The sequence below is a fragment of the Geodermatophilus africanus genome, from assembly GCF_900107105.1.
Classification (GTDB): Bacteria; Actinomycetota; Actinomycetes; order Mycobacteriales; family Geodermatophilaceae; genus Geodermatophilus; species Geodermatophilus africanus.
This window is the reverse complement of sequence record NZ_FNOT01000001.1, coordinates 410,726-433,482: the sequence shown is the minus strand read 5'-3', so window position 1 is coordinate 433,482 and position 22,757 is coordinate 410,726. Positions and strand designations below refer to the sequence as shown.

Below are 22,757 nucleotides of genomic sequence, written 5' to 3'. Positions count from 1 at the left end.
CGACACCACGCGGCTACCGGCCGGTAGCCTCGCGGGAGCCGGTCCGTACGGTGTGGTCCAGCGCACCGTACGGCGCAGACATCGAGAGGGACGAACAGATGAGCGAGTCGAACAGCACCGCCACCCGCGTGGCGATCGTCACCGGAGCCGCGCGGGGCATCGGTGCGGCCGTCGCCAAGCGGCTGGCGCAGGACGGGTTCGCCGTGGGCGTGCTCGACCTGGAGGAGGCCGCGGGCAAGGCGACCGTGGAGGCCATCGAGGCCGCCGGCGGCCGCGCGCTGGCGCTCGGCGCCGACGTCAGCGACGCCGAGCAGGTCGAGGCCGCGGTCGCCCGCGTCGCCGCCGAGCTGGGCGCCCCGACCGTGCTCGTCAACAACGCCGGCGTCATCCGCGACAACATGCTGTTCAAGATGACCGAGGTCGACTGGGACGTCGTCATGAACGTGCACCTGCGCGGCGCCTTCCTGATGACCCGCGCGGTGCAGAAGCACATGATCGACGCCCGGTGGGGCCGGATCGTCAACCTCTCCAGCACCTCGGCGCTGGGCAACCGCGGCCAGGCCAACTACGCGACGGCGAAGGCCGGCCTGCAGGGCTTCACCAAGACCCTGGCGATCGAGCTGGGCAAGTTCGGCGTCACCGCCAACGCGATCGCGCCCGGCTTCATCCAGACCGAGATGACCAAGGCGACCGCGGACCGGATGGGCGTCGCGTTCGAGGACTTCATCGCCTACGCCGCCAAGGAGATTCCGGTGCAGCGCGTCGGTCAGCCCGAGGACATCGCGCACCTGGCGTCCTTCTTCGTCAGCGAGGGCGCGGGCTTCGTCTCCGGCCAGGTCGTCTACGCCGCCGGCGGCCCGAAGGCATAGAGAGGACCTCGTCCCTCCCCAGCTCAGGGCGGGACCCGGGACGAGGCCGACGCGACAGGGTCCGGCCGGGCTTCCCGGCCGGACCCTGTCGCGTCCGCGCGGCGGGCATGGCGGAGCGTGCGCCGGCGTTGTACGAACCGTGATCCGCACGACCCTCCGGCTCGCCCTCCTCGGTGACTCGCTCGCGTACGGCGCCGGTGCCGCCGGTCCCGGGGACGCCCTCGGCCCGCGCCTCGCCGCCGCGTTGACCCACGCCGGCTACGACGTCGACCTGTCCGTGCTCGCCGTCCCCGGGGCGGTGTCCCGGGACCTGGCCGCGCAGGTCCGCCGGGCCGCAGCCCTGGACGTCGACCTCTCGGTGGTGGTGGTCGGCGCCAACGACCTGGCGCGACTGGTGCCCCCGGCGCAGGCGGCCGCGGCCCTGGCCAGTGCGCTGGCCGGGCTGCGCGAGGCCGGTACCGACGTGGTCGTCGTCCCGGCGCCGGACATGTCGACCGTCCCCTGGGTGCCGCCGGCGCTGCGGCCGCTGGTGCAGGTCGCCTCGAGGCAGCTGCAGCGCGCGCAGGCCGCCGTCGCCCGCGCGAACGGCGCGATGGTCGCCGCCGTTTCCGACGCCGTGTCCGCGGCCTTCGGCACCGACCCGGCGCTGTTCTCCGCCGACCGCTTCCACCCCTCGTCGGCCGGGTACGCGCACATCGCCCAGGCGCTGGTACCGCACGTCGTCGCCGCCGCCCACGCCCGCCGGGACGGCGCCGCCGCCTGAGCGTGTCCCCGCGGGGCGCCGTCCTCGCCGTCTGCAGCCGTTGATCATGGGGTTGTCGCAGGCGCACACGCCGCTGGAGGCGTGTCTCACAGCAACAACCTTATGATCAACTCGGGCGGAGAATGGGCCTCAGGAGGTGTGGTGCACCTCCTGCAGCCGGTAGACCGGCGTCGGGATCCCCTCGTACCGGGCCTTGAGCTGCAGTGCCAGGTACAGCGAGTAGTGCCGTGACTGGTGCAGGTTCCCGCCGTGGAACCACATCGCCTGCTGCTGGGTGGGCTTCCACATGTTGCGCTGCTCGCCCTCCCACGGCCCCGGGTCCTTGGTGGTGTCCGAGCCCAGACCCCATACCTTGCCCACCGTGTCGGCGACCTCCGGCGAGATGAGGTCGGCCGCCCAGCCGTTCATCGAGCCGTAGCCGGTGGCGTAGACCACGAGGTCGGCGGGCAGCTCGGTGCCGTCCTCGAGGACGACGGCGTCCTCGGTGAGCCGGACGACCTGGCCCTGCACCAGCTTCACCTGACGGTCGGCCACCAGGTCGGCGGCGCCCACGTCGATGTAGTAGCCGGAGCCGCGGCGCAGGTACTTCATGAACAGGCCGGAGCCGTCGTCGCCCCAGTCGTGCCGGAAGCCGGCCTTCTCCAGCCGCTCGTAGAAGTCGGCGTCGCGCTCGGCCATCTGCTCGTACAGCGGGATCTGGAACTCGTGCATGATCCGGTACGGGATCGACGCGAAGATCAGGTCGGCCTTCTCGGTGGTGACCCCGTTCGCGACCGCCTCCTCGCTGTAGAGCGCGCCGAGGCCGATGTCCATGAGGGTGGCGCTCTTGACGATGTGCGTCGAGGAGCGCTGCACCATCGTGACGTCGGCGTCGTTCTCCCACAGCGCCCCGCAGATGTCGAACGCCGAGTTGTTGCTGCCGATGACGACGCAGCGCTTGCCGGCGTAGGCGTCCGGCCCCGGGTGGGCCGAGGAGTGGTGCTGGTCGCCGCGGAAGACGTCCCGACCCGGGATGTCGGGGACGTTGGGCTTGCCCGACATCCCGGTCGCCAGCACCAGGTGCTTCGGCCGCAGCGTCAGGGCGTCGCCCTCGCGCTCGACCTCGACGGTCCACTCCCCCTTCTCGGGCGAGTAGGTCGCCTTCGTCGCCACGGTGCTGGTCCAGTACGGGACCTCCATGGCCTCGACGTAGGACTCGAGCCAGTCGCCGATCTTGTCCTTGGGCGAGAACACCGGCCAGGTGTCGGGGAACTTGAGGTACGGCAGGTGGTCGTACCAGACGGGGTCGTGCAGGCAGAGCGACTTGTAGCGGCCGCGCCACTGGTCGCCCGGCCGTGGGTGCTTGTCGACGACGAGCGCCGGCACGCCGAGCTGGCGCAGCCGGGCACCGAGCGCGATGCCGCCCTGGCCGCCGCCGACGACGAGGACGTAGGGCTGCACGGAGGTACCGAGCTCGGCCTCCTCCTTCCGGCGGCGCTCCAGCCAGGTCAGCCGCTGCTTGTTCGCCCCGTGCTCGGCACCCATCGGCCGGCGGGAACCCTTCGGCTCCTCGTGGCCCGTGAGCTCATAGAGAGTGGTGAGGAGGGTCCACGCTTTCGTCCCGCCGTCCTCCTCGACCAGCCGCGCCAGCCCCCTCCCGCGGCCGACCGCCGTCTCGAAGGTGAACCAGACGGTGGTGACACCGTCGGCCTCCTCGGGCGGCTCCTCGACCGCGAAGGAGCGCGGCTCGGTGTGCTCCAGGGTCGCGGTGAGCAGCTCGGCCACCCCGGCCGGATTCTCCACCGTGGTGATGTTCCAGGTGAGGGCGATGAGGTCGCGCCAGAAGCTCGTCGCGGCGAACATGCCCGCCGCGCGGTCCACGTCCCGGGCGGTGAGCGCGTCCTCGAACGCGGCCAGCCAGGCGTCGGTGCGCTCGGCGGGGGAGCCGGCGGTGCTCGGTCGTTCCACTGTCTGCGTCACAGAGTGCGCCTCCTGCGTCGTCGCGGGCGGGGTCGGCGTCCAGCAGACCGGCCCGGACGCACGGGCGGGAGGCGTTGCAGGGGGTTGCACGGCATATGGTCGTGGCGCAGGTCACAGTCGAGGAGCTGCCCATGACCGCTGTCCAGAGCGCCCTCCCGCCGGGAGCCGATCCCCGCGCGCATACCCGGCTGCTCGCGCAGGTGCGCGCCGCGGCCCTGGCCGGGGGCACCCCGCCCGCGGCGCCCCGGCCGGTCATCGGCGCGTCGTGGCGCCGGCTGCGCGGCAGCGGCCTGGACCCCTCGTGCACCCCGGACGTCGCGCCGTTGGACGGCGCCGAGCTCGAGCGCCGCCGCGCGGAGAGCGGGCTGGCCCCGCTGCTGCCGGTGCTGCGCGAGCGGTTGCTGCCGGTGGCCCGCGACGCCGGGCAGGTGTTGGTCGTGGGGGACGCCGCCTGCCGGGTGCTCTGGCGGGAGGGCGGCGCCGAGGTGCGCCGGCGGGCCGACCGGCTGGGCTTCGTCGAGGGCTCGTGCTGGGACGAGGACGTCGTCGGCACCAACGCCATCGGCACCAGCGTGGTGGTCCGCGCGTCGCTGCAGGTGCACGCCGCCGAGCACTATGCGGAGGGCCACCAGCCCTGGACCTGTGCGGCCGCCCCGCTGCGCGACCCGGTCACCGGCCGGGTGCTCGGGGTGGTCGACCTCTCCGGTCCGGCGTCGACGGTGCACCCGAGCACGATCGCCCTCGTCGACGCCGTCGCCGCGCTCGCCGGGCAGGCGCTCCAGCGGGCCCACACCGGGCACGTCGAGCGGCTGCGGAGCCTGGCCGCGCCGATCCTCGCCCGGCTGACCGGCCCGGCGCTGGTGGTGGGCGTCGACGGCTGCACGGCGGCCGCGACCGGCCTGGCCGCGCCGGACCGGGTGGCGCTGCCCGAGGAGGTGCACTCCGGCGCGGTGTGGGTCCCGGCGCTGGGCCGGTGCACCGTCGAGCCGCTGCCCGGCGGCTGGCTGCTGCGCCCGTGCGACCCGGCGGACGGCGACCGGCCGGCGGGCCTGGTGCTCGACCTCGCCGGGCCCCGCCCGCAGGTGCAGGTGACCGGGGCCAGCGGCAGCTGGCGCGCCGGGCTGAGCCTGCGGCACGCCGAGATCCTGCTCGCCCTCGCCCGGCACCCGGCGGGGCGCTCGGCGGCCGCCCTGGCCGCGGACCTCTTCGGCGACCCCACGCGGACGGTCACCGTGCGCGCCGAGGTCTCCCGGCTGCGCCGCACCCTCGGCTCGGTGCTGCTGACGCAGCCCTACCGGGTCGACGAGGACGTCGCCGTCGAGGTGCTGCTGCCGGCGCCGGCCGCCCGGCTGCTGCCGGCGTCCACCGCGCCGCTGGTGCAGCGGCTCCGTTGCGGGTGAAGGAGGACTCCCCACCCCCCTCTGAGGACCCCTGTCCCCGCCAGGGGAAGGACCCCGTCCTCCCCTTGGAGGACCCCCTTGCCCCCCGCCACTCGCAGGCTCGCGCGAGGCCCCGTCCCGGGTCCCACCCTGAGCTCGCGAAGGGTGGGGAGGACGGGGTCCTTCCACGGTGAGGAGGACGGGGTCCTTCTACCTGCCCGGAGGCCATCAGGGCTCGCGGCGGGTCCCTGCAGGGGGCCGGGCCGGCGCGCCGGGCTTCTCGGGCAGGTGGGTGCGGGCCCAGAGCGCTGCGGAGGTGCGGTCCCGGACGCCGATCCGCTGGAAGACGCTGGTCAGGTGCGCCTTGACGGTGCTCTCGCGGATGCCGAGGCGGCGGGCGATCTGCTTGTTGGCCAGCCCGCGGCCGACCAGCCCGAGCACCTCCTGCTCGCGGTCGGTGAGCTCTGCCGCCCGGGCCGGGCCCCGCCGCGCGTGCAGCACGGTGCGGGCCACCCGGGGGTCGAGCGGGGAGTGGCCGCGGGCGGTGGAGCGGATGGCGGCGAGCAGGTCGGCCGGCTCGGTGTCCTTGAGCACGTAGCCGCCGGCGCCGGCGTCCAGGGCCTCCATCACCCGCTGCCGGTCGGAGAAGGAGGTCAGCACGAGCACCTCGACGTCCGGGTGCTCCTCGACGATGCGGCGGGTGGCCGAGACGCCGTCCAGCACCGGCATGGACAGGTCCATCAGCACGACGTGCGGCGCCAGCCGGGCCACCTCGGCGACCGCCTCGGCACCGTCGGCCGCCGTCCCCACCACGCGCATGTCGCCGGCGGCGGCGATGAGCCCGGACAGCCCCGTACGCATGAGCGCGTGGTCGTCGACCACGAGAACGTCGATCACGGGTGGGGGACCTCCAGTCGCAGGGTCGACCCGGCGCGGGGCGCGGTGCGCACGGCGAGCGTGGCGCCCGCGGCCGCGGCCCGGTCGGCCAGCAGGCGGAGGCCGAGGTGGCCCGCGTGCGCCCGGCCGACCGAGGCGCCGACGTCGAAGCCCACGCCGTCGTCGGCGACCTCGAGGACCAGCCGCCCCGGCCGCTGCTCGACGGTGACGGCCACGCTGCGCGAGCCGGAGTGCTTGACCACGTTGCGCAGCGCCTCCTGCACGGTGCTGAGCAGCAGCGTGGCGGTCACCGGGTCCACCTCCAGGTCCTCGGCGACGATCAGCCGGACGTCGATGCCGCGGGGCCGCAGCCGCGCGGTGAGGTCGGCCAGGGCGCCGGGCAGCCCGGCGCGGTCGAGGGTCGGGGGGTGGATCTCGACCAGCAGGGAGCGCAGCGAGCGCACTGCCTCCCGCAGCGCCCCGGCGGCCTGGCCGAGCACCTCGGCGACCTGCCGGTGCTGGCCGCGGTCGGGCCCGGTCCGCAGGTCGTCGGCGGCCCGGGCGACCAGCAGCGCCGAGGCCGAGACGTCCTGCACGATCCCGTCGTGCAGGCTGCCGGCGATCAGCCGGCGCTCCTCGGTGGAGACCTCCAGCGCCCGGGCCTGCAGCAGCTCGCGCTCCTGCTGGGTGGCGCGCAGCTGGGTCACCATCCGCCGGGCCAGCGGCAGCTGGACGGCGACCAGGGTGAGCAGCACGACCATCGAGATCGGCGCGAACCGGGCCCAGATCTCGAAGCGCCGCTCGGTGGCCGCCTCGTACGTCGAGTAGGTCTCCAGGAGCAGCGGCCGGCCGTCCGGGCCCCCGACCAATCCGTAGACCTCGAGCAGCCGGCCCTCCGGGCGCTCGAACCGGTTCTCCGGGCGGGTCAGGTCGCTGACCGCGGCGCGCGTGACGCCGTCGCGCAGGGTCTGCCGGCCGCCGGCGTCGAGGGGGTAGCTCAGCCCGATCAGGCGCGCCTCGTCGGAGTAGACGACGCGGCCCTCGGCCGTCCAGATCTTGACCCGGAGGACGGGGGTCTCCGCCAGCCGCGCCCGAAGCGACGCGTCCACGGCGGCGACCGTAGCGGGGTCGCCGGCCAGCAGCTGCTCGTCGACGAGGGGTTGCACGAGGACGTCGGCCAGCAGCTCGGTGGTGCGGCGGGCGTCGGCCAGGGCCTCGTCCTCGGCGGCCTCCACGCCGGCCCAGAGGCCGCCGGCCAGCAGCAGGAGGACGGCGATCAGGTTGGCCAGCACGAAGCGCAGCACGACCCGCCCCACCGAGGGGGAGGCCGGCCGCGGGTGGGCGCCGGTCGCGCCGTCCCCCAGCACGACCCAGCCCGGGTTCACCGCGGGCACGGCGACCGTCGCGGGCTCGCTGTCCATCGCACCCCCGCTCGGCGCAGGCGCGACACCGGCCTGCTGGGGTGTTGTGCCACCCCGGGGCGGCGGTGCGCAAGGCACGAGCGGGTGGGATGACCCGGACGAGCGGAGGGCGGACGGTCCCGCCGGTGTCACCCGAGGACCCGCAGCCAGGCCCGGCGCAGCAGGTGCCCGTCGGCCTCCGGACGCGATGCGCCTCCCGGTCCGGCGGCTCCCGGACCGGCGCCGGCCGCCCGGGCCCGGGTGCCGGTCAGCACCGACACGAGCGCCTGCGCCATCGCCGTCGGGTCGTCCGGTGGCACGACCGTGCCGGCGTCGAGGAGGTCGAGGTAGGGCGCGAGCGGGGTCGCCACCACCGGACAGGCGGCCTCCAGCGCCTCGAGGACGGCGGTCCCGGCGGCCGGCACGGCGGCGGTGCCGTGGCGGTGGGGAAGCACCAGGACGGCGCAGTCGCGCACCGCGGACCGGACCGCCGGGGGAGCCAGCCGGCCGCGGAAGCCGACCCGTTCGGCCAGGCCGAGGTAGTCGGCGTGGGACCGGAGCACGCGCGCCAGCGGCCCGGTGCCGACGACCTCCGCGGACAGCTCCGGGTGGTCGTCGGCGAGCATGCCGAACGCGGTCAGCAGGGTGTCGACGCCGCCGGCGGGGGCGAGGGGGGCCACGCACAGCAGCCGGCGCGGTGCGACGGCACTCGTCGCCATGGCACACCCCTCCCGGTCGGACCCGGGACCACTGCACCAGCCCGCCGGTCGGTGCCGCACCTGGACAGGGGTCGTACGACCCCTGCCGGCAGGGCGGGGGATCGGCCGCGCCCCCCGCCCCGGCGGCTCACTCGGTCGGTGGCTCGTCCTCGCCGGCCTCCTCGGCCGCATCGGCCTCCTCCTTGGTCTTGTGCACCGCGCCGTCGGCGTGCTCCGGCGGGCCGTAGACGGTGTAGAGGACCAGCGGGTTGGGACCGGTGTTGACGAAGTTGTGCTTGGTGCCGGCCGGGACGACGACCAGGTCGCCCTGCGCCACCTTCTTCGTGGACCCGGAGATCCGCGCCTCGCCGGTGCCGCTGACGAAGGTGAGGATCTGGTCGATGTCCTCGTGGACCTCCTCGCCGATCTCGCCACCCGGCGGGATGGTCATGATCACCAGCTGGGTGTTCTTGCCGGTCCACAGCACGCGGCGGAAGTCGGCGTACTTCTCCGCCTCGGTCGCGATGGTGTAGTGGATGACGGACGCCATCGGGGGCTCCTCTCCTCGGTCGGGCACGGTGTGCGGCCGGCACCCGGTGGGGCCCGGCGGACGACGTCCCTCCTGCCCCCGGTCCCCGCCGGTCATTCCTGTGTCCCCCGACCGGCACCGCGCGGCCGAGGCCCCGAGACTCCCCCTGCCGGGTCTGCGGCGTGTTCGGGGGCACACCGGTCCGGTGACCGATCTCACCGGGGGTCCGGGAAGCAACGACGACGGTCGTGGCGTCGTCCTTGGGGTGACGACCACGACCGCCTCCCGCCCCACGGTCCGTGCCTACGCGGTGTGGCTCGTCGCGCTCGCCGCGTACACCGTCGCCGTCTTCCACCGTGCCTCCCTCGGCGTGGCCGGGGTGGAGGCGCAGGAGCGCTTCTCGGCTGGCGCCTCGGCGGTCTCGCTGTTCCTCGTGCTGCAGCTGGTCGTCTACGCCGCGATGCAGGTGCCGGTGGGGGTGGCCCTGGACCGCTTCGGCTCGCGGCGGCTGATCCTGGCCGGCGCGCTGACCATGGCCGCGGGGCAGGCGACCCTGGCGCTGGCCGGCGACGTGCCGACGGCGATCGCGGCGCGGGTGCTCGTCGGCGCCGGTGACGCCATGACCTTCGTCAGCGTGCTGCGGGTGGTCGGGTTCTGGTTCCCCGGCCGGACCGTCCCGCTGGTCACCCAGCTCACCGGCATCCTCGGCCAGTTCGGGCAGATCGTCGCGGCCTACCCGCTCGTGGCGCTGATGCACTCGACGTCGTGGCAGGCGACCTTCCTCGGCGCCGCCGCGGTCGGCGTGCTGGTCGCCGTCCTGGTGCTGGTCGCGCTGCGCGACGCGCCCCCGGGCACCGAGCTGGCGCCGCCGGCAGGGCTGGCGGAGGTGCGCCGCAGCCTGGCGCTGACCTGGCGGGAGCCGGGCACCCGCATCGGCCTCTACACCCACCTGGTCACCCAGTTCTCCGGGACCGTCTTCGCGCTGCTGTGGGGCTACCCCTTCCTGGTGCTCGGCCAGGGCCTGAGTCCGGCGACGGCGGCCGGGCTGCTCACCCTGCTGGTGCTGGTCGGCATCGGCGTCGGACCGCTGCTGGGCCGGCTGTGCGGGCGCTGGCCGCTGCGTCGCTCCACGCTGGTGTTCGCCATCCTCGTGGCGACGGTCGTGACGTGGACCGTCGTCCTGCTGTGGCCGGGGCGGGCACCGCTGCCGCTGCTCGTGCTGCTGGTCGTCGTCCTGGGCACCAACGGCCCCGGCTCGATGATCGGCTTCGACTTCGCCCGCACCTGGAACCCGGCCGAGCGGCAGGGCAGCGCCAGCGGCGTGGTCAACGTCGGCGGCTTCCTCGCCTCGCTGCTCACCGTCCTGGCCGTGGGCGCGGTGCTCGACCTGCTCACCCCCGGCGGCTCGACCGGCTACTCGCTCGACGCCTTCCGCGCCGCGTTCGCCACCCAGTACCTGTTCTGGGCGATCGGGTTCGCCGGCGTGCTGCGGCACCGGCGGCAGCTGCGCGCCCGGATGGCCCGGGACGGCGTGGTGCTGGCGCCGCTGGTCGCCGCCGTCGGCGCCCGGCTGCGCGGGCGCTCGGCCTACCACTGAGGAAGGCCCCCGTCACTCGCCCGCTGGCCGGTCCGCTCTCACGCCCCGTGGCCGGGCCCGCACGCAGGCGGCGGACACCACCGGAGCCCCCGCCGCGCCGGGACGGCGCCCGCCCACCCGGCCGCCGGGGTCTGGCAGCGTCCCGGCCCTGGAGGACGCGGAGCAGGGGAGGCGCGGGTGGTGCGACGCAACGAGGTCCGGGCCGGTGGCGGGCCAGGGTCGGGCCGGCCGCCGTCCCCCGACCGGGCAGCCGCCGGCGAGCCCGACGCCCTCCTCGGACCCCGGCCGGCGTTCCGGGCGGCGCTGCGCGGCTACGACCGGCTGCAGGTCGACGACTACGTCGCCTGGGCCGAGACCGAGCTGCTCGCCCTGCGGCGGGCCAACGACGACCTGCTGACCCGCTACGGCAGCTGTTCGGCGGAGCTGGAGATCTCCCGCCGGCTGCTCGCCTGCTCCCCGGCCGGGCGCGAGCAGGTGCGCACCTCCGAGCGGGTCGGGGAGATCCTGCGGCTGGCCGCCGACGAGGCCGCGCGGCTGACCGAGGCCGGCGCCGCCGACGCCGACCGGCTGCGCGCGGTGGCGCGGGCCGAGGCCGACGCGCTGCTGCGGCGGGCCCGGGAGGTCAGGGACGGCGCGGTCGCCGACTGCGAGCGCATGCGCGCGGAGGCCGAGGACGCCCGGGCGGCGGCGGAGGAGGAGCTGGCGCGGGCCCACGCCGAGGTCCGCCGGCTGACCGCGCGGCTGGACGAGGCGCTGCAGACGCTGGTCGCAGGGGAGCAACCGGCCCGCGCGCCGGTGCCCGGCTGAGCCACTAGCGTCGGCGCCGACCGCAGGACCGAGCGGGAGGTGGGCGTGGACGTCGTCGTCGGGCTCGACTCCGGGACGACGGCGACGAAGGCGGTGACCGCGGGCGTCGACGCCCGGGTCCGGGACGTAGTCAGCGTCGGCTACCCGCTGCTGGTGCCCGGTCCCGGCCGCGCCGAGCTCGACGCCGGCCGGCTGCGGCAGGCGGCCGTCGAGGCGCTGGCCGCGGTCGCCGAGCGGGCCCGCGAGCGCGGCGACCGGGTCGTCGGGGTCGCGCTCTGCGCGGCCATGCACGGCCTGGTGCCGATGGACGGCGACGGCGCGCCGCTGGGGCCCCTGGTCACCTGGGCCGACGCCCGGGCCGCCGAGTGGGCGCAGGCCCTGCACGCCGACGGGCGCGCGCCCGCCCTGCACGGCCGGACCGGTACCCCGGTGCACGCGATGTCGCCGCTGGTGAAGCTCTCCTGGGAACGGGCGCAGGACGCCGACCGGGTGGCCGGGACACCGCGCTGGGGCGGGGTCAAGGAGCTGGTGGTCGCGGCGCTGTGCGGCGGCCCGCAGGTGGTCGACCGCTCGTGCGCCTCGGCCACCGGCCTGTACGACCTCCGCGCGGGCCGGTGGGACGACGAGGCGCTGGGCATCGCCGGCGTACGGGCCGACCAGCTCGGCGAGGTCCGGCCGACGACCGCGGTGCTGCCGGGGCTGCGCGCCGACGTCGCGGCCGCCACCGGGCTCCCGGCGGACACACCGGTCGTCGTCGGCGCCTCCGACGGGGTGCTGGCCAACCTCGGCGTCGGGGCGGTGCGCCCGGAGGTCGCCGCGGTCTCCCTGGGCACCAGCGGGGCGATGCGGGTCGTCGTCCCGGCGCCCACGGTCGACCCAGGGCGCCGGTTGTTCTGCTACGCGCTGACCGACGAGCACTGGGTGGTCGGGGGAGCGGTCAACAACGGCGGCTCGGTGGTGCGCTGGGCCTCGCACGCGCTGGCCGTCGAGCCCGGCTCCCCCGAGCCGCAGGGCGAGGAGGCCGACGCGCTCGACGCCCGGCTGCTCGACGAGGCGGCCGGGGTCCCCGCCGGGAGCGCCGGGCTGCTGTGCCTGCCCTACCTGCTCGGCGAGCGCGCCCCGTGGTGGCGCTCGGGGCTGCGCGGGGCCTACCTGGGGCTGCGCCGCGAGCACCGCCGTCCGCACCTGGTGCGCGCGGCGGTCGAGGGCGTCTGCCAGCAGCTGGCCCTGGTGCGCGACGCGTTCGCCGCCACCGGCGTCCCGGTGCGCGAGGTGCGCGCCACAGGGGGTGCGGTGGCCTCGCCGCTGTGGGTGCGCACGCTCGCCGCCGCCCTGGACCTGCCGGTGCGGGTCGCCGACTCCCCGGAGGGCACCGGCCTGGGCGCCTGCCTGCTCGGGTTGCACGCCCTCGGCGCGCTGCCGGACCTGGACGCCGCGACCGCGCTGGTCACGGTGCACGACCCGGTGGAGCCCGACCCCGCCGACGCCGCGGTCTATGGCGAGCTGCGGCCGCTGGTCGAGCGCTCCACCGACGCGCTGACCGACGTCCTCACCGCGCTGGACGCCCTGGACGACCCGCCCCACCCCGTCTGACCCGCCGTCCGATCCCAGGAGGAGTAGCCCGTGCCCGAGGTCGAACCGGCGCTGGGCGCCGGGCCGCTGCTGCTCATCGCGGCGGCCGCCGTCGGCGTCCTGCTGTTCCTGATCATGAAGCTGAAGCTGCACGCGTTCCTCGCGCTGGTGCTGGTCAGCCTGCTCACCGCGCTGGCCACCCGGATCCCGCTCGAGGACGTCGTGACCACGCTGACCGGCGGGTTCGGCACGACTCTCGCCAGCGTGGCACTGCTGGTCGGGCTGGGCGCGATGCTCGGCCGGCTGCTGGAGCACAGCGGTGGCGCGCAGGTGCTCGCCGACAGCCTGATCGGCCGGTTCGGCGAGAAGCGGGCGCCGATGGCACTGGGTGTGGCGGCGCTGCTGTTCGGCTTCCCGATCTTCTTCGACGCCGGGCTGGTCGTCTTCCTGCCGATCGTCTTCACGGTCGCGCGGCGGCTGGGCGGCTCGCTGCTGACCTACGGGCTACCGACCGCCGGGGCCTTCGCGGTGATGCACGCCTTCGTGCCGCCGCATCCCGGGCCGGTCGCCGCCGCCGAGCTGGTCGGCGCCGACATCGGCCTGGTGCTGGTGTTCGGCCTGATCGTGGGCCTGCCGACCTGGTATCTCGGCGGCTACCTGTTCGGGCTGTGGGCCGGCCGCCGCTACGACGTCGCGGTGCCGCACATCCTCGACGACGACGACGTCCCGCGGACGGCCGACGACGAGCCCGACCCGTCGGTGGAGGGCACCTCGCCGGGCATCGCGTCGTCGGGGAGCCGGGCCACGGAGACCGCGACCCGGCCGGCGCCGCCCCGCTTCGGCACCGTCATCGGCATCCTGCTGCTGCCACTGGTGCTGATCTTCCTCAACACCGGGCTCTCCACGCTGTCCACCGCGGGCGCGCTCGACGAGACCTCGTTCCTGGTCCGCGCCGGCCAGTTGCTCGGCGCCACCCCGGTGGCCCTGCTCGTCACGGTGCTCGTCGCGATGGTGGTGCTCGGGCTCCGGCGCGGGGAGAGCGGCGCCCAGGTCGAGTCGATCGTCAACAGCGCCCTGGGCCCGGTGTGCGCGATCATCCTGATCACCGGCGCCGGCGGCATGTTCGGCGGCGTGCTGCGGGCCAGCGGCATCGGTCAGGCGCTGGCCGACGTCCTGGGCGACATCGGCCTGCCGGTCATCGTGGCGGCGTTCGTCATCTCGGTGCTGCTGCGGGTGGCGCAGGGCTCCGCGACCGTCGCGCTGACGACCGCTGCCGGGCTGATGGCCCCCGTCGTGGAGGCCACCGACGGGCTCTCGTCGGTGGACCTGGCGCTGATCGTGCTGGCCATCGCCGGCGGGGCGACGGTGCTGTCGCACGTCAACGACTCCGGCTTCTGGCTGGTCAGCCGCTTCTTCCGGATGGACGAGAAGACGACGCTGAAGACCTGGACGGTCATGGAGACCCTGCTCGGCACCATCGGCTTCCTCTTCGCGCTGGTGCTGAGCTTCTTCCTCTGACGAAGGACCCCCTGCCCCCCACCGTGCAAGGACCCCGTCCTCCTCATCCCTCGCAGGCTCGGGACGAGCCTCTGGACGGGGCCGACGGCGGGACCCTGCAGGGGGCCGCCAGGAGTGGTCAGGGCGCCATGATCGCGACCGAGGGCGGGGCGCCGGGCACAGGCCCCGCGTCGGCGGACCCGCCGCAACCGGGCCCGCGGTGACATCGTGGCGCGATGGGACGCACCCTCCGTCTCGCCGGTGCCGGCCTCGCCGGTCTCGCCGCGGTCGCCACGCGCGACCTGCTGCAGCGCGAGCACACCCTGTTGCGCAACTTCCCGGTGATCGGCCATGCCCGGTACCTGCTGGAGTTCATCGGCCCGGAGCTGCGCCAGTACCTCGTGGCGGGCAACAACGAGGAGCGCCCGTTCACCCGCGACCAGCGGCGCTGGGTGTACGCGTCGGCGAAGCACGACAACAACTACTTCGGTTTCGGCACCGACAACGACCTGGAGTTCACCGCCGGCTACCCGGTCATCAACCACCGCACGTTCGGCCGGGCCGTGCCGCCCGCCTCCGTCCACGCGGGCCACGACGTCGCACTGCCGAGCGCCAAGGTGCTCGGTGGCCCGCGCGGCCGGGCGCGGGCGTTCCGGCCGGCCTCGGTCGTGAACATCTCGGCGATGAGTTTCGGGTCGCTGTCCGGGGCGGCCATCGAGGCGCTCAACCGCGGGGCGGCGCTCGCCGGGTGCCTGCAGAACACCGGCGAGGGTGGGCTCTCGGTGCACCACCGGCACGGCGGGGAACTGGTGTTCCAGATCGGCACCGCCTACTTCGGCTGCCGGGACGAGGAGGGTCGCTTCGACCTGCAGCGGCTCAAGGACCTCGTCGCCTCGGCGCCGGTCCGGGCGCTGGAGGTCAAGCTCAGCCAGGGCGCCAAGCCCAGCCTGGGCGGCGTCCTGCCGGGCGCGAAGGTGTCGGCCGAGATCGCCGCCGCGCGCGGCGTCCGCGAGGGCGTCGACTGCATCAGCCCGTCGCGGCACGCGGAGTTCTCCGACACCGACAGCCTGCTCGACTGGGTGGAGCTGCTCGCCGCCGAGACCGGGCTGCCGGTGGGGATCAAGTCCGCGGTCGGCGACATGGGCTTCTGGCGGGAGCTGACCGACCTGATGGCGGGCACCGGCCGCGGCGTGGACTTCGTGACGGTGGACGGCGGCGAGGGCGGCACCGGCGCGGCGCCGCTCATCTTCACCGACTCGGTGTCCCTGCCGTTCCAGCTGGGCTTCGCCCGGGTGCACGCGGTGTTCGCCCGCGCGGCGCTGCACGAGCAGGTCACCTTCGTCGGCGCCGGCAAGCTCGGCCTGCCCGACAACGCGATCGTGGCCTTCGCGCTCGGCTGCGACATGGTCAACGTCGGTCGCGAGGCGATGCTGGCGATCGGCTGCATCCAGGCGCAGAAGTGCCACACCGACACCTGCCCGACCGGCGTGGCCACCCAGAACCCCTGGCTGGCGCACGGCCTCGACCCGCAGCTGAAGTCGGTCCGCGCGGCGAACTACATCGGGACGTTGCGCCGCGACCTGCTCAAGGTCGCCGAGGCCTGCGGCGTCGAGCACCCGGGGCTGATCGACTCGTCCTCCGTCGAGGTGCTCACCGGGCGCACGGCCTCCACGCCGCTGGGCGACGTCTACGGCTACGAGCCGGGGTGGGGGCTGCCGTCGGCCGCCGACCGCGAGGAGATCGTGCGGATCATGACGGCCGAGGCCCCCCAGGGCGGGTCCGCCGTCCCCTCGGAGGACGCCATCCGCTGACCTCCGACCGACGGTCACGCCCGACGGGCCGGGAGTAGGGACGCGCGGGACGACGGGATCGGCTCCTGCCCCCGTGTCGGAGGGCGGTCGACCCGATCGGCGGGGTGGCTACGGTCCCTCCCTGAGCCCAGCCGTCCGAGGTCCGGAGCCGCTGATGGCCAGCTACCTGTACCGGTGCGGGGCGTGCGGCCCCTGGGAGGTGCTCCGGCCGATCGGCACCGCCGAGCCGACGAGCACCTGCCCGTCCTGCGGAGCCGCCGGCCGCCGCCAGTACACCCCACCGCTGCTGAGCCGGATCCCCACCGCCGTGGCGTCCGCCCGCCGGCGCGAGGAGGCCAGCGCGGACGCCCCCGCGGTGACCACCGCCGTGCCGCCCGCGGCCGGCCGGCCGGTCGCCCGCGACCCGCGGTGGGGCGCACTGCCGCGTCCCTGACCGGCCGGGACGGAGGGTCCGCCCCGGCCGAGGAGGGGGTGATGGCGACCAGGACGACGGGCGGACCGGCAGTGCACCGGCCCGCCGCCGGCCGACAACGGCTCCTGCTGAGCACGGCCGGCCCCGCGCGGCCCGTGGACCGCGGGCTGCACTCAGCACGACACGAGATCGGAGAGTGGCGAGATGCCAGACGTGGTGTTCACCGTCGACCAGGCCAAGTCGATGCGGGACCAGGCCGTACCCGGGCACAACCGGTGGCACCCGGACGTGCCGGTCGCCACGATGGTCCGGCCGGGGCAGACCATCCGGGTGGAGTGCCGGGAGTGGACCGACGGACAGATCGGCAACAACGACTCGGCCAACGACGTCCGCGACGTCGACCTGAACCGGGCGCACATGCTCAGCGGGCCGATCGGGGTCGAGGGCGCCGAGCCCGGCGACCTGCTCGTCGTCGACATCCTCGACCTCGGGCCGGTGCAGGCGCCGCAGGAGTACGGCGACGCCCCCGGCCAGGGCTGGGGCTACACGGGGATCTTCGCCAAGGCCAACGGCGGCGGATTCCTGACCGACTACTTCCCGGACGCCTACAAGGCGATCTGGGACTTCCAGGGCCAGACGTGCACCTCCCGGCACATCCCGGGGGTGCGCTTCACGGGGATCACCCACCCGGGGCTGTTCGGCACCGCGCCCTCGGCCGACCTGCTCGCCCGGTGGAACGAGCGGGAGAAGGCGCTGGCCGACACCGACCCCGACCGGGTGCCCGCCCTGGCGCTGCTCCCACTGGAGGACCAGACCCTCGGTGGGACGGCGGACGGGGACGTGCTCACCGGCATCGGCCGGGACGGCGCGCGCACCGTGCCGGCCCGGGAGAACGGCGGCAACCACGACATCAAGAACTTCACCCGTGGCTCCCGCGTGTTCTACCCGGTGCACGTGCGGGACGCGAAGCTCTCCGGCGGGGACCTGCACTTCAGCCAGGGCGACGGAGAGATCACCTTCTGCGGCGCCATCGAGATGGGCGGGTTCATCGACTTCCACATCGACCTGATCAAGGGCGGCATGGAGACCTACGGGGTGACCACGAACCCGGTGTTCATGCCCGGCAACGTCGAGCCCCGCTACTCCGAGTTCCTGACCTTCATCGGGATCTCGGTCGACCACGAGAGCAACACGAACAAGTACCTCGACGCCACGCTGGCCTACAAGCGGGCGTGCCTGAACGCCGTCCGGTACCTGGAGAAGTTCGGGTACTCCGGCGAGCAGGCCTACTTGCTGCTGGGTGCGGCGCCGATCGAGGGCCGCATCAGCGGCGTCGTGGACATCCCGAACGCCTGCGCGTCGCTGTACCTGCCGACGGCGATCTTCGACTTCGACGTCCGGCCGTCGGCGTCCGGCCCGGCGAAGGCGGACAGGGGGCAGTGTGCGGTGACCTCGTGACGACGGCTCCGTGACGGTGTCCCGGCCGCTGTCCGGCGCGGGAGGGTGACGCGCGGTGGTCCGGGCGCCCTACCGGGTGTCCGGGCCGCCGATCGTCCGGACCGTGGGCCGAGCGGTCACCACGACCGGCCCGCCGCAGTTCCAGCACGTCGGCCGCTCACCGGCGGCCTCGGCGTCCTGGCCGGCCACCTCGCAGGGACTGCAGGTCCAGCTGACCTCGATCCGGCTCTCCACGGACCGTTCTCCTCTGTGTGCTCGTGCGGCCCCCGTGCGCCGTGAGCGCCCGGCGCGCACTACCCAGCGCGCCGTCGCCTCATGCCCGTCGGCAGTGACCTGCTGTGGCGGCCACACTGGGGGGATGGACGACGACACGCCGCCCCGGGTTGCGCAGCACGAGGCGGTCGACCGCTTCGGCAAGGCCACCCTGCGGACCGTGCACGGCCTCACCGCGGCCCTGGCCGAGAACGACGGCGCGGGCGAGGAGCCGATCGTGCACCGGACCGGCGGCCCGCACCGCAGCCTCGACGGTCTGGCCGCGCTGCTCGATGCCGCACTGGCCGACGAGGGACTTCCCGACGACCGACGCCCCGACGGTCCCCACGCCGACCACCCCGCGACCCCTGATCGGGACCGGCGGGACGACGGGCTGCCACACCCACACCGGTAGCTCCGCTGTGCTCCCCCGCGTGCTCCGCGGGTGAGGGCGCGCGGGCCCGGCGCGGGCCGCGGGACCGGCCGGGAGCAGTCACCCGGGGGGTCATTGACGCGTCCCCGGCAGCGGCACATCGTCATCCCGCACGCGGTCGACGCACGACGCCGTGCCTCCCGGCGCGGCCCTCCGACCGGCTGGGAGGTCGAGATGACCACCGGTCACCACAGGGCGCCCCTGTCCCCGGCACCGGGCCCGGGCGCCTCCTCCCGTCCCCGGTCGCGCAGGCGCGCGTAGTCCCGGCGGAGCCCGGCCGGGATCGATCGACGCCGACCCGGCCGCACCCTCCGCCGACGCCACGAGGGATCACCACCCGGTGGGACGCGAGGAGATGAACGCACATGGGAAGCGTCGGACTGCTGTACGTCGGGGCTGTCCTGGCCGTCAACGGCCTGATGTTGCTGGGCCGGGTGGAGCCGCGGGCCGCCGCCCCGCTCAACCTGTTCGTCGGCGCGCTGCAGGTCGTCACACCGACGTACCTGATCTTCACCGCGGGCGGTGACGCGGCGATCACGCTGAACGCCTCGGGGCTCTACCTCTTCGGGTTCACCTACCTGTACGTCGGGATCAACCTGCTGGCCGGCCTCGACGGCACCGGGCTCGGCTGGTTCTCCGCCTTCGTCGCGGCGTGCGCCCTCGTCTTCTCCGGCCTCAACTTCTGGTACGTCCAGCCGACCGACGCGGCCTTCGGCGTCATCTGGCTGTACTGGGCAGCGCTGTGGGGGCTGTTCTTCCTGGTCCTGGGGCTCAAGCGGGAGGAGTTGACCCGGTACACCGGGGCCATCGCGCTCATCGCGGGCCTGCTGACCGCAGCCGTCCCGGCGTTCATGCTGCTCACCGGCGTGTGGGACGACTACATCGGGCTCTCGGCGGTCGTGCTCGCCGTCGTCTGCGCGGCCAGCCTCGTCCTGCTGTACGGGCCGCTCCACGGGCGCCCGGAGCCGGCCGTCCCCCCGTCCGCGCCGGCGCCCGGGGGAGCGGGAGCCGCGGAGGTGCCCTCCGCACGGCAGTACGCCGTCCGGGACAACGTCGCCGGCGAGGCCGCCGACCGGCCCGCCGGATCGGGCGCGCCGCCCCGGCAGGGCTGACCCGGCGGGCGGCGGAGCGGGTGACCCGGCTCCGTCGCCCACGGTGAGCACCATGGCGGCCCGGCACGGACGCGCGTCGTCCCTCGAGACCATGGCGCCGGGACCACCCACCAGGCTCGGCAGGTGGTCCCGGCGCCGTGATCGCGGAGGAGTACGGAGCTCAGGCCCCGCGGAGCAGCTCCTCGAAGGAGGGGACGTCGGCGAACGGATCGGCCGGCCGCTTGGTGGACGGCCGGCCGGCGACCAGGTCGGCCAGCTCGCCGGCCGCCCGCTCGATGCGGCGGGCCAGCTCGGCGTCCACGCCGCCGGCGCCGGCCCAGTCCTCCGACGCGGCGAAGACGCCGGTGGGCGCGGGGATGGCGCGCAGGTAGGCGAACAGCGGCCGCATGGCGTGCTCGATCACCAGCGAGTGCCGGGCGGTGCCGGCGGTGGCGCCGAGCAGCACCGGCGTCCCGGTCAGCGAGTCCTTGTCCAGGACGTCGAAGAACGTCTTGAACAGCCCGCTGTAGGACGCCGAGAACACCGGCGTCACCGCGATCAGTCCGTCGGCGCCGGTGACCGTGTCGATCGCCGCCCGCAGCGGCTCGTTGGCGAACCCGGTCACGAGGTTGTCGGCCAGGTCGCGGGCGTGCGCGCGCAGCTCGACGAGCTCCACCGTCGCGTCGTCGCCCCGCTCGCGCAGGGCGGCGACGGTGGCGGCGGTGAGCCGGTCGGCCAGCAGCCGGGTGGACGACGGCGTGGACAGCCCGGCGCTCACGACGGCGAGGGTGCGGGTGGTCATGCGGGGACCTCCTCGAGGGACGCCCGCCGGGCCGCCACCCGGGAGGCGTGGGTCGGCGCGTCGGGCACGTGCGCGGGCTTGAGGGCGGCGAACTCGCGGCGCAGCACCGGCACGACCTCCTCGCCGAGGATGTCCAGCTGCTCGAGCACGGTCTTCAGCGGCAGGCCGGCGTGGTCGATGAGGAACAGCTGCCGCTGGTAGTCCCCGACGTACTCGCGGAAGCCGAGGGTCCGCTCGATGACCTGCTGCGGGGAGCCGACGGTCAGCGGCGTCTCGCGGGAGAAGTCCTCCAGCGAGGGGCCGTGGCCGTAGACCGGGGCGTTGTCGAAGTACGGCCGGAACTCAGCGATCGCGTCCTGGCTGTTCTTCCGCATGAACACCTGCCCACCGAGGCCGACGATCGCCTGATCGGCGGCGCCGTGGCCGTGGTGCTCGAAGCGGCGGCGGTAGAACTCCACCATCCGGGCGGTGTGCTCGGCCGGCCAGAAGATGTGGTTGGAGAAGAAGCCGTCGCCGTAGTAGGCGGCCTGCTCGGCGATCTGCGGGGAGCGGATCGAGCCGTGCCAGACGAACGGCGGGACGCCGTCCAGCGGCCGCGGGGTCGAGGTGAAGCCCTGCAGCGGGGTGCGGTACTGCCCGGACCAGTCGACGACGTCGGTGTCCCACAGCCGGCGCAGCAGCGCGTAGTTCTCCACCGCCAGCGGCAGGCCGTTGCGGATGTCCTGCCCGAACCACGGATAGACCGGGCCGGTGTTGCCGCGGCCCATCATCAGGTCCACGCGGCCGCCGGTCAGGTGCTGCAGCATCGCGTAGTCCTCGGCGATCTTCACCGGGTCGTTGGTGGTGATCAGCGTGGTCGCCGTCGACAGCTGCAGCGTGCGCGTCTGCGCGGCGATGTAGGCCAGCGTCGTGGTCGGCGAGGAGGAGAAGAACGGCGGGTTGTGGTGCTCGCCGAGGGCGAAGACGTCGAGCCCGACCTCCTCGGCCTTCTTGGCGATGGTGACGATCGCCTGGACCCGCTCGGCCTCGCTGGGCGTGCGGCCGTTCGTGGGATCGGTCGTGATGTCGCTGACCGAGAAGACGCCGAACTGCATGTCGGTCTCCGTTGGTTGAGAGTGCAACTACCGGCCGGTGCAACGTACCGCGGCCCGCGGTATTCCCCTCGCCCGGTTCCCCCGGAGGGAGGGCCCGCGCCGCACCGCGACGTCACTCGCGTCACAGTTGCCCCTCGCGGCATTGTCACGGGACGGTAACGGCGCCTACGGTGGCTGAGTCCGGTCGGTCGTCTCGTCCCCGCTCGGGGAGCCTGACCGGACGCCGCCGAGTCGTGTCCGCCGCCAGCGGGCGCGAGCCGGGGACCCACCGCAGTACTGGGGTGAATCCCGCCCGCGAGCACGATGCGCGGGCCGGTAGGGCTGCTTCCCGCCCGAACCCGTCAGCTAACTCGGTAGGCGGCTCACGGAAGAACGGAGCACTCCGCATGCCCCGCCCCCGGGCCCTCACGGCTCGCCGGCTCGCCCGGCCATGCGCACCTCGCGCCTCCTCCCCGGCCAGCTGACCCGGCACCCGATCGCGCCCGCCGGCTCTTCCTGATCCGCCGGCATCCCCCGTAGACCGCGCCGCACCGGGCTGTCCTCTGCCAGGAGGACCGACCCCGCGCGCCCTCTCGCCACGGAGCACCCCCGCCTGATGAACACCAAGCAGTTCCCGGCCGTCCCGGCCACCGACGCCTCCACCGACCGCACCGTCAGGCGCCGCCTGCGGCTGCCCTCCCACGGCCGCCGCCCGGCGATCCTGCTGGCCACGGCCGCCGCCGGCGCGATCGTCGTCACCACCGTCGTCGGCACGCAGCCGGCCGCCGAGGCCGAGACCGAGACGGTCCCCGCCTCCGTGAGCGTCGCCCAGCAGCTCGGCATCACCGCCGACGGCGCGCAGCAGCCGCTCAGCGCCCCGGCCGCCACCGAGCTGGCCCCGCTGCAGGACCTCGCCGCCTCGCGCAGCGAGCGCCAGGCCGCCGAGGCGCAGGCCGCGCAGGCGCAGGCCGCCGCCGAGCAGGCCGAGCTGGACCGCCAGGCCGCCGAGAAGGCCGCCGCCGAGCAGGCCGCCCGGGAAGCCGCGGAGCGCGCTGCTGCCGAGAAGGCCGCGGCCGAGGCCGCCGCCCGCGAGGCCGCCCAGCGCGAGGCGGCCGCGTCCGCCCCGGCTGCGGCGCCGGCCGCCGGCAGCTCGTCGTCGTCGCCCGCGCCGCGCGGCTCCTACAAGGAGTACGCGATGGCCAAGGTCGGCAGCGCCGAGCAGTTCAGCTGCCTGGAGAAGCTGTGGGGCAAGGAGAGCGGCTGGAACCCCAACGCGCAGAACCCCACCAGCACCGCCTACGGCATCCCGCAGTTCCTGAACTCGACCTGGGCGAGCACCGGCATCGCCAAGACGTCGGACGGCTACCGGCAGATCGACGCCGGCCTGATCTACATCGAGAACCGCTACGGCAGCCCCTGCGGCGCCTGGTCGCACTCGCAGGCCAACGGCTGGTACTAGAAGGACCACCCTTCCCCCAC

Annotated in this window: 21 protein-coding genes and 1 riboswitch; of the genes, 13 read left to right on the top strand and 8 right to left on the bottom strand. The window is 74.9% G+C overall.

Annotated elements, in window-relative coordinates; genetic code table 11:
• Window positions 1-98: 98 nt before the first annotated feature.
• Both fabG and BLW63_RS01975 read left to right on the top strand, forming a co-directional pair.
• Window positions 99-869, top strand: coding sequence for a 3-oxoacyl-ACP reductase FabG (fabG, locus tag BLW63_RS01980; RefSeq protein WP_091150871.1), 771 nt, complete (start codon window positions 99-101; stop codon window positions 867-869).
• A gap of 139 nt (window positions 870-1,008) precedes the next feature.
• Entirely contained in the window at window positions 1,009-1,632 is a 624-nt protein-coding gene (locus BLW63_RS01975; protein WP_091150869.1) for a GDSL-type esterase/lipase family protein, read from the top strand.
• Window positions 1,633-1,761: 129 nt separating this feature from the next.
• Here the strand turns inward: BLW63_RS01975 and BLW63_RS01970 are convergent, their stop codons facing one another.
• Window positions 1,762-3,591, bottom strand: a complete 1,830-nt coding sequence (locus BLW63_RS01970; RefSeq protein ID WP_091150867.1) for a flavin-containing monooxygenase — start codon at window positions 3,589-3,591, stop codon at window positions 1,762-1,764.
• A gap of 131 nt (window positions 3,592-3,722) precedes the next feature.
• Here BLW63_RS01970 and BLW63_RS01965 point away from each other — a divergent pair, with 131 nt between their 5' ends.
• Window positions 3,723-4,991, top strand: coding sequence for a GAF domain-containing protein (locus BLW63_RS01965; protein WP_091151192.1), 1,269 nt, complete (start codon window positions 3,723-3,725; stop codon window positions 4,989-4,991).
• Between the two features lie 207 nt (window positions 4,992-5,198).
• Here BLW63_RS01965 and BLW63_RS01960 read toward each other — a convergent pair whose 3' ends face one another.
• The 4 genes from BLW63_RS01960 to BLW63_RS01945 all read right to left on the bottom strand — a co-directional run bounded on the left by BLW63_RS01960 (window position 5,199) and on the right by BLW63_RS01945 (window position 8,494).
• Window positions 5,199-5,867 (bottom strand): response regulator, encoded by a 669-nt coding sequence (locus tag BLW63_RS01960; RefSeq protein WP_091150865.1) that lies wholly within the window; start codon window positions 5,865-5,867, stop codon window positions 5,199-5,201.
• Window positions 5,864-7,267 carry a sensor histidine kinase gene (locus BLW63_RS01955; protein ID WP_091150862.1) on the bottom strand — a complete coding sequence of 468 codons (1,404 nt, stop codon included), beginning with the start codon at window positions 7,265-7,267 and terminating at the stop codon, window positions 5,864-5,866. The genes BLW63_RS01960 and BLW63_RS01955 overlap by 4 nt, the downstream gene beginning before the upstream one ends.
• Before the next feature lie 128 nt (window positions 7,268-7,395).
• A complete protein-coding gene (locus tag BLW63_RS01950; protein ID WP_170856590.1) occupies window positions 7,396-7,965 on the bottom strand; it encodes a glycosyltransferase in 570 nt (189 codons plus the stop codon).
• A 127-nt stretch (window positions 7,966-8,092) separates the two neighbouring features.
• Window positions 8,093-8,494: a cupin domain-containing protein gene (locus BLW63_RS01945; protein WP_091150859.1), complete on the bottom strand. Its 402-nt coding sequence runs from the start codon at window positions 8,492-8,494 to the stop codon at window positions 8,093-8,095.
• Between the two features lie 244 nt (window positions 8,495-8,738).
• On the opposite strand from BLW63_RS01945, the gene BLW63_RS01940 reads away from it, so the two are divergent.
• From BLW63_RS01940 to fmdA, 7 genes are all read left to right on the top strand, one after another.
• On the top strand, window positions 8,739-10,070 hold the full coding sequence (locus BLW63_RS01940; protein WP_091150857.1) for an MFS transporter: 1,332 nt from the start codon (window positions 8,739-8,741) through the stop codon (window positions 10,068-10,070).
• Between the two features lie 177 nt (window positions 10,071-10,247).
• A complete protein-coding gene (locus BLW63_RS01935; RefSeq protein ID WP_091150855.1) occupies window positions 10,248-10,877 on the top strand; it encodes an ATP synthase subunit B family protein in 630 nt (209 codons plus the stop codon).
• A gap of 45 nt (window positions 10,878-10,922) precedes the next feature.
• On the top strand, window positions 10,923-12,470 hold the full coding sequence (locus BLW63_RS01930; protein WP_091151190.1) for a gluconokinase: 1,548 nt from the start codon (window positions 10,923-10,925) through the stop codon (window positions 12,468-12,470).
• Window positions 12,471-12,500: 30 nt separating this feature from the next.
• The gene (locus BLW63_RS01925; RefSeq protein WP_091150853.1) at window positions 12,501-13,967 is read left to right on the top strand and encodes a GntP family permease; all 1,467 of its coding nucleotides are present in this window, start codon (window positions 12,501-12,503) and stop codon (window positions 13,965-13,967) included.
• Between the two features lie 215 nt (window positions 13,968-14,182).
• Window positions 14,183-15,757, top strand: coding sequence for an FMN-binding glutamate synthase family protein (locus BLW63_RS01920; protein WP_091150851.1), 1,575 nt, complete (start codon window positions 14,183-14,185; stop codon window positions 15,755-15,757).
• 154 nt (window positions 15,758-15,911) lie between these two features.
• Window positions 15,912-16,190, top strand: coding sequence for an FmdB family zinc ribbon protein (locus BLW63_RS01915; protein WP_091150848.1), 279 nt, complete (start codon window positions 15,912-15,914; stop codon window positions 16,188-16,190).
• A 183-nt stretch (window positions 16,191-16,373) separates the two neighbouring features.
• Window positions 16,374-17,627 carry a formamidase gene (gene fmdA, locus BLW63_RS01910; protein ID WP_091150846.1) on the top strand — a complete coding sequence of 418 codons (1,254 nt, stop codon included), beginning with the start codon at window positions 16,374-16,376 and terminating at the stop codon, window positions 17,625-17,627.
• A gap of 69 nt (window positions 17,628-17,696) precedes the next feature.
• On the opposite strand, the gene BLW63_RS26580 is transcribed toward fmdA, so the two are convergent.
• The gene (locus tag BLW63_RS26580) at window positions 17,697-17,861 is read right to left on the bottom strand and encodes a hypothetical protein (protein ID WP_170856589.1); all 165 of its coding nucleotides are present in this window, start codon (window positions 17,859-17,861) and stop codon (window positions 17,697-17,699) included.
• Between the two features lie 124 nt (window positions 17,862-17,985).
• Between BLW63_RS26580 and BLW63_RS01905 the strand changes: the two genes are divergently transcribed.
• Both BLW63_RS01905 and BLW63_RS01900 read left to right on the top strand, forming a co-directional pair.
• Window positions 17,986-18,294: a hypothetical protein gene (locus BLW63_RS01905; RefSeq protein ID WP_091150844.1), complete on the top strand. Its 309-nt coding sequence runs from the start codon at window positions 17,986-17,988 to the stop codon at window positions 18,292-18,294.
• Window positions 18,295-18,677: 383 nt separating this feature from the next.
• Window positions 18,678-19,424, top strand: a complete 747-nt coding sequence (locus BLW63_RS01900; RefSeq protein WP_091150842.1) for an AmiS/UreI family transporter — start codon at window positions 18,678-18,680, stop codon at window positions 19,422-19,424.
• A gap of 160 nt (window positions 19,425-19,584) precedes the next feature.
• Here BLW63_RS01900 and BLW63_RS01895 read toward each other — a convergent pair whose 3' ends face one another.
• Together BLW63_RS01895 and BLW63_RS01890 are read right to left on the bottom strand one after the other, a co-directional pair.
• Window positions 19,585-20,205: an FMN reductase gene (locus BLW63_RS01895; RefSeq protein WP_091150840.1), complete on the bottom strand. Its 621-nt coding sequence runs from the start codon at window positions 20,203-20,205 to the stop codon at window positions 19,585-19,587.
• A complete protein-coding gene (locus BLW63_RS01890; protein ID WP_091150838.1) occupies window positions 20,202-21,299 on the bottom strand; it encodes an LLM class flavin-dependent oxidoreductase in 1,098 nt (365 codons plus the stop codon). The genes BLW63_RS01895 and BLW63_RS01890 overlap by 4 nt, the downstream gene beginning before the upstream one ends.
• A 214-nt stretch (window positions 21,300-21,513) precedes the next feature.
• Window positions 21,514-21,674: riboswitch (cyclic di-AMP (ydaO/yuaA leader) on the top strand.
• 220 nt (window positions 21,675-21,894) lie between these two features.
• On the opposite strand from BLW63_RS01890, the gene BLW63_RS01880 reads away from it, so the two are divergent.
• Window positions 21,895-22,737, top strand: a complete 843-nt coding sequence (locus BLW63_RS01880) for an aggregation-promoting factor C-terminal-like domain-containing protein (protein ID WP_091150834.1) — start codon at window positions 21,895-21,897, stop codon at window positions 22,735-22,737.
• Window positions 22,738-22,757 lie beyond the last annotated feature (20 nt).

Bases quoted from the DNA above. Each gene is read 5' to 3' on its own strand.
- fabG (WP_091150871.1), top strand. From the start codon at position 99: ATGAGCGAGTCGAACAGCACCGCCACCCGCGTGGCGATCGTCACCGGA.
- BLW63_RS01965 (WP_091151192.1), top strand. From the start codon at position 3,723: ATGACCGCTGTCCAGAGCGCCCTCCCGCCGGGAGCCGATCCCCGCGCG.
- BLW63_RS01955 (WP_091150862.1), bottom strand. From the start codon at position 7,267: ATGGACAGCGAGCCCGCGACGGTCGCCGTGCCCGCGGTGAACCCGGGC.
- BLW63_RS01950 (WP_170856590.1), bottom strand. From the start codon at position 7,965: ATGGCGACGAGTGCCGTCGCACCGCGCCGGCTGCTGTGCGTGGCCCCC.
- BLW63_RS01945 (WP_091150859.1), bottom strand. From the start codon at position 8,494: ATGGCGTCCGTCATCCACTACACCATCGCGACCGAGGCGGAGAAGTAC.
- BLW63_RS01920 (WP_091150851.1), top strand. From the start codon at position 14,183: ATGGGACGCACCCTCCGTCTCGCCGGTGCCGGCCTCGCCGGTCTCGCC.
- BLW63_RS01915 (WP_091150848.1), top strand. From the start codon at position 15,912: ATGGCCAGCTACCTGTACCGGTGCGGGGCGTGCGGCCCCTGGGAGGTG.
- fmdA (WP_091150846.1), top strand. From the start codon at position 16,374: ATGCCAGACGTGGTGTTCACCGTCGACCAGGCCAAGTCGATGCGGGAC.
- BLW63_RS01905 (WP_091150844.1), top strand. From the start codon at position 17,986: ATGGACGACGACACGCCGCCCCGGGTTGCGCAGCACGAGGCGGTCGAC.
- BLW63_RS01900 (WP_091150842.1), top strand. From the start codon at position 18,678: ATGGGAAGCGTCGGACTGCTGTACGTCGGGGCTGTCCTGGCCGTCAAC.
- BLW63_RS01895 (WP_091150840.1), bottom strand. From the start codon at position 20,205: ATGACCACCCGCACCCTCGCCGTCGTGAGCGCCGGGCTGTCCACGCCG.
- BLW63_RS01890 (WP_091150838.1), bottom strand. From the start codon at position 21,299: ATGCAGTTCGGCGTCTTCTCGGTCAGCGACATCACGACCGATCCCACG.
- BLW63_RS01880 (WP_091150834.1), top strand. From the start codon at position 21,895: ATGAACACCAAGCAGTTCCCGGCCGTCCCGGCCACCGACGCCTCCACC.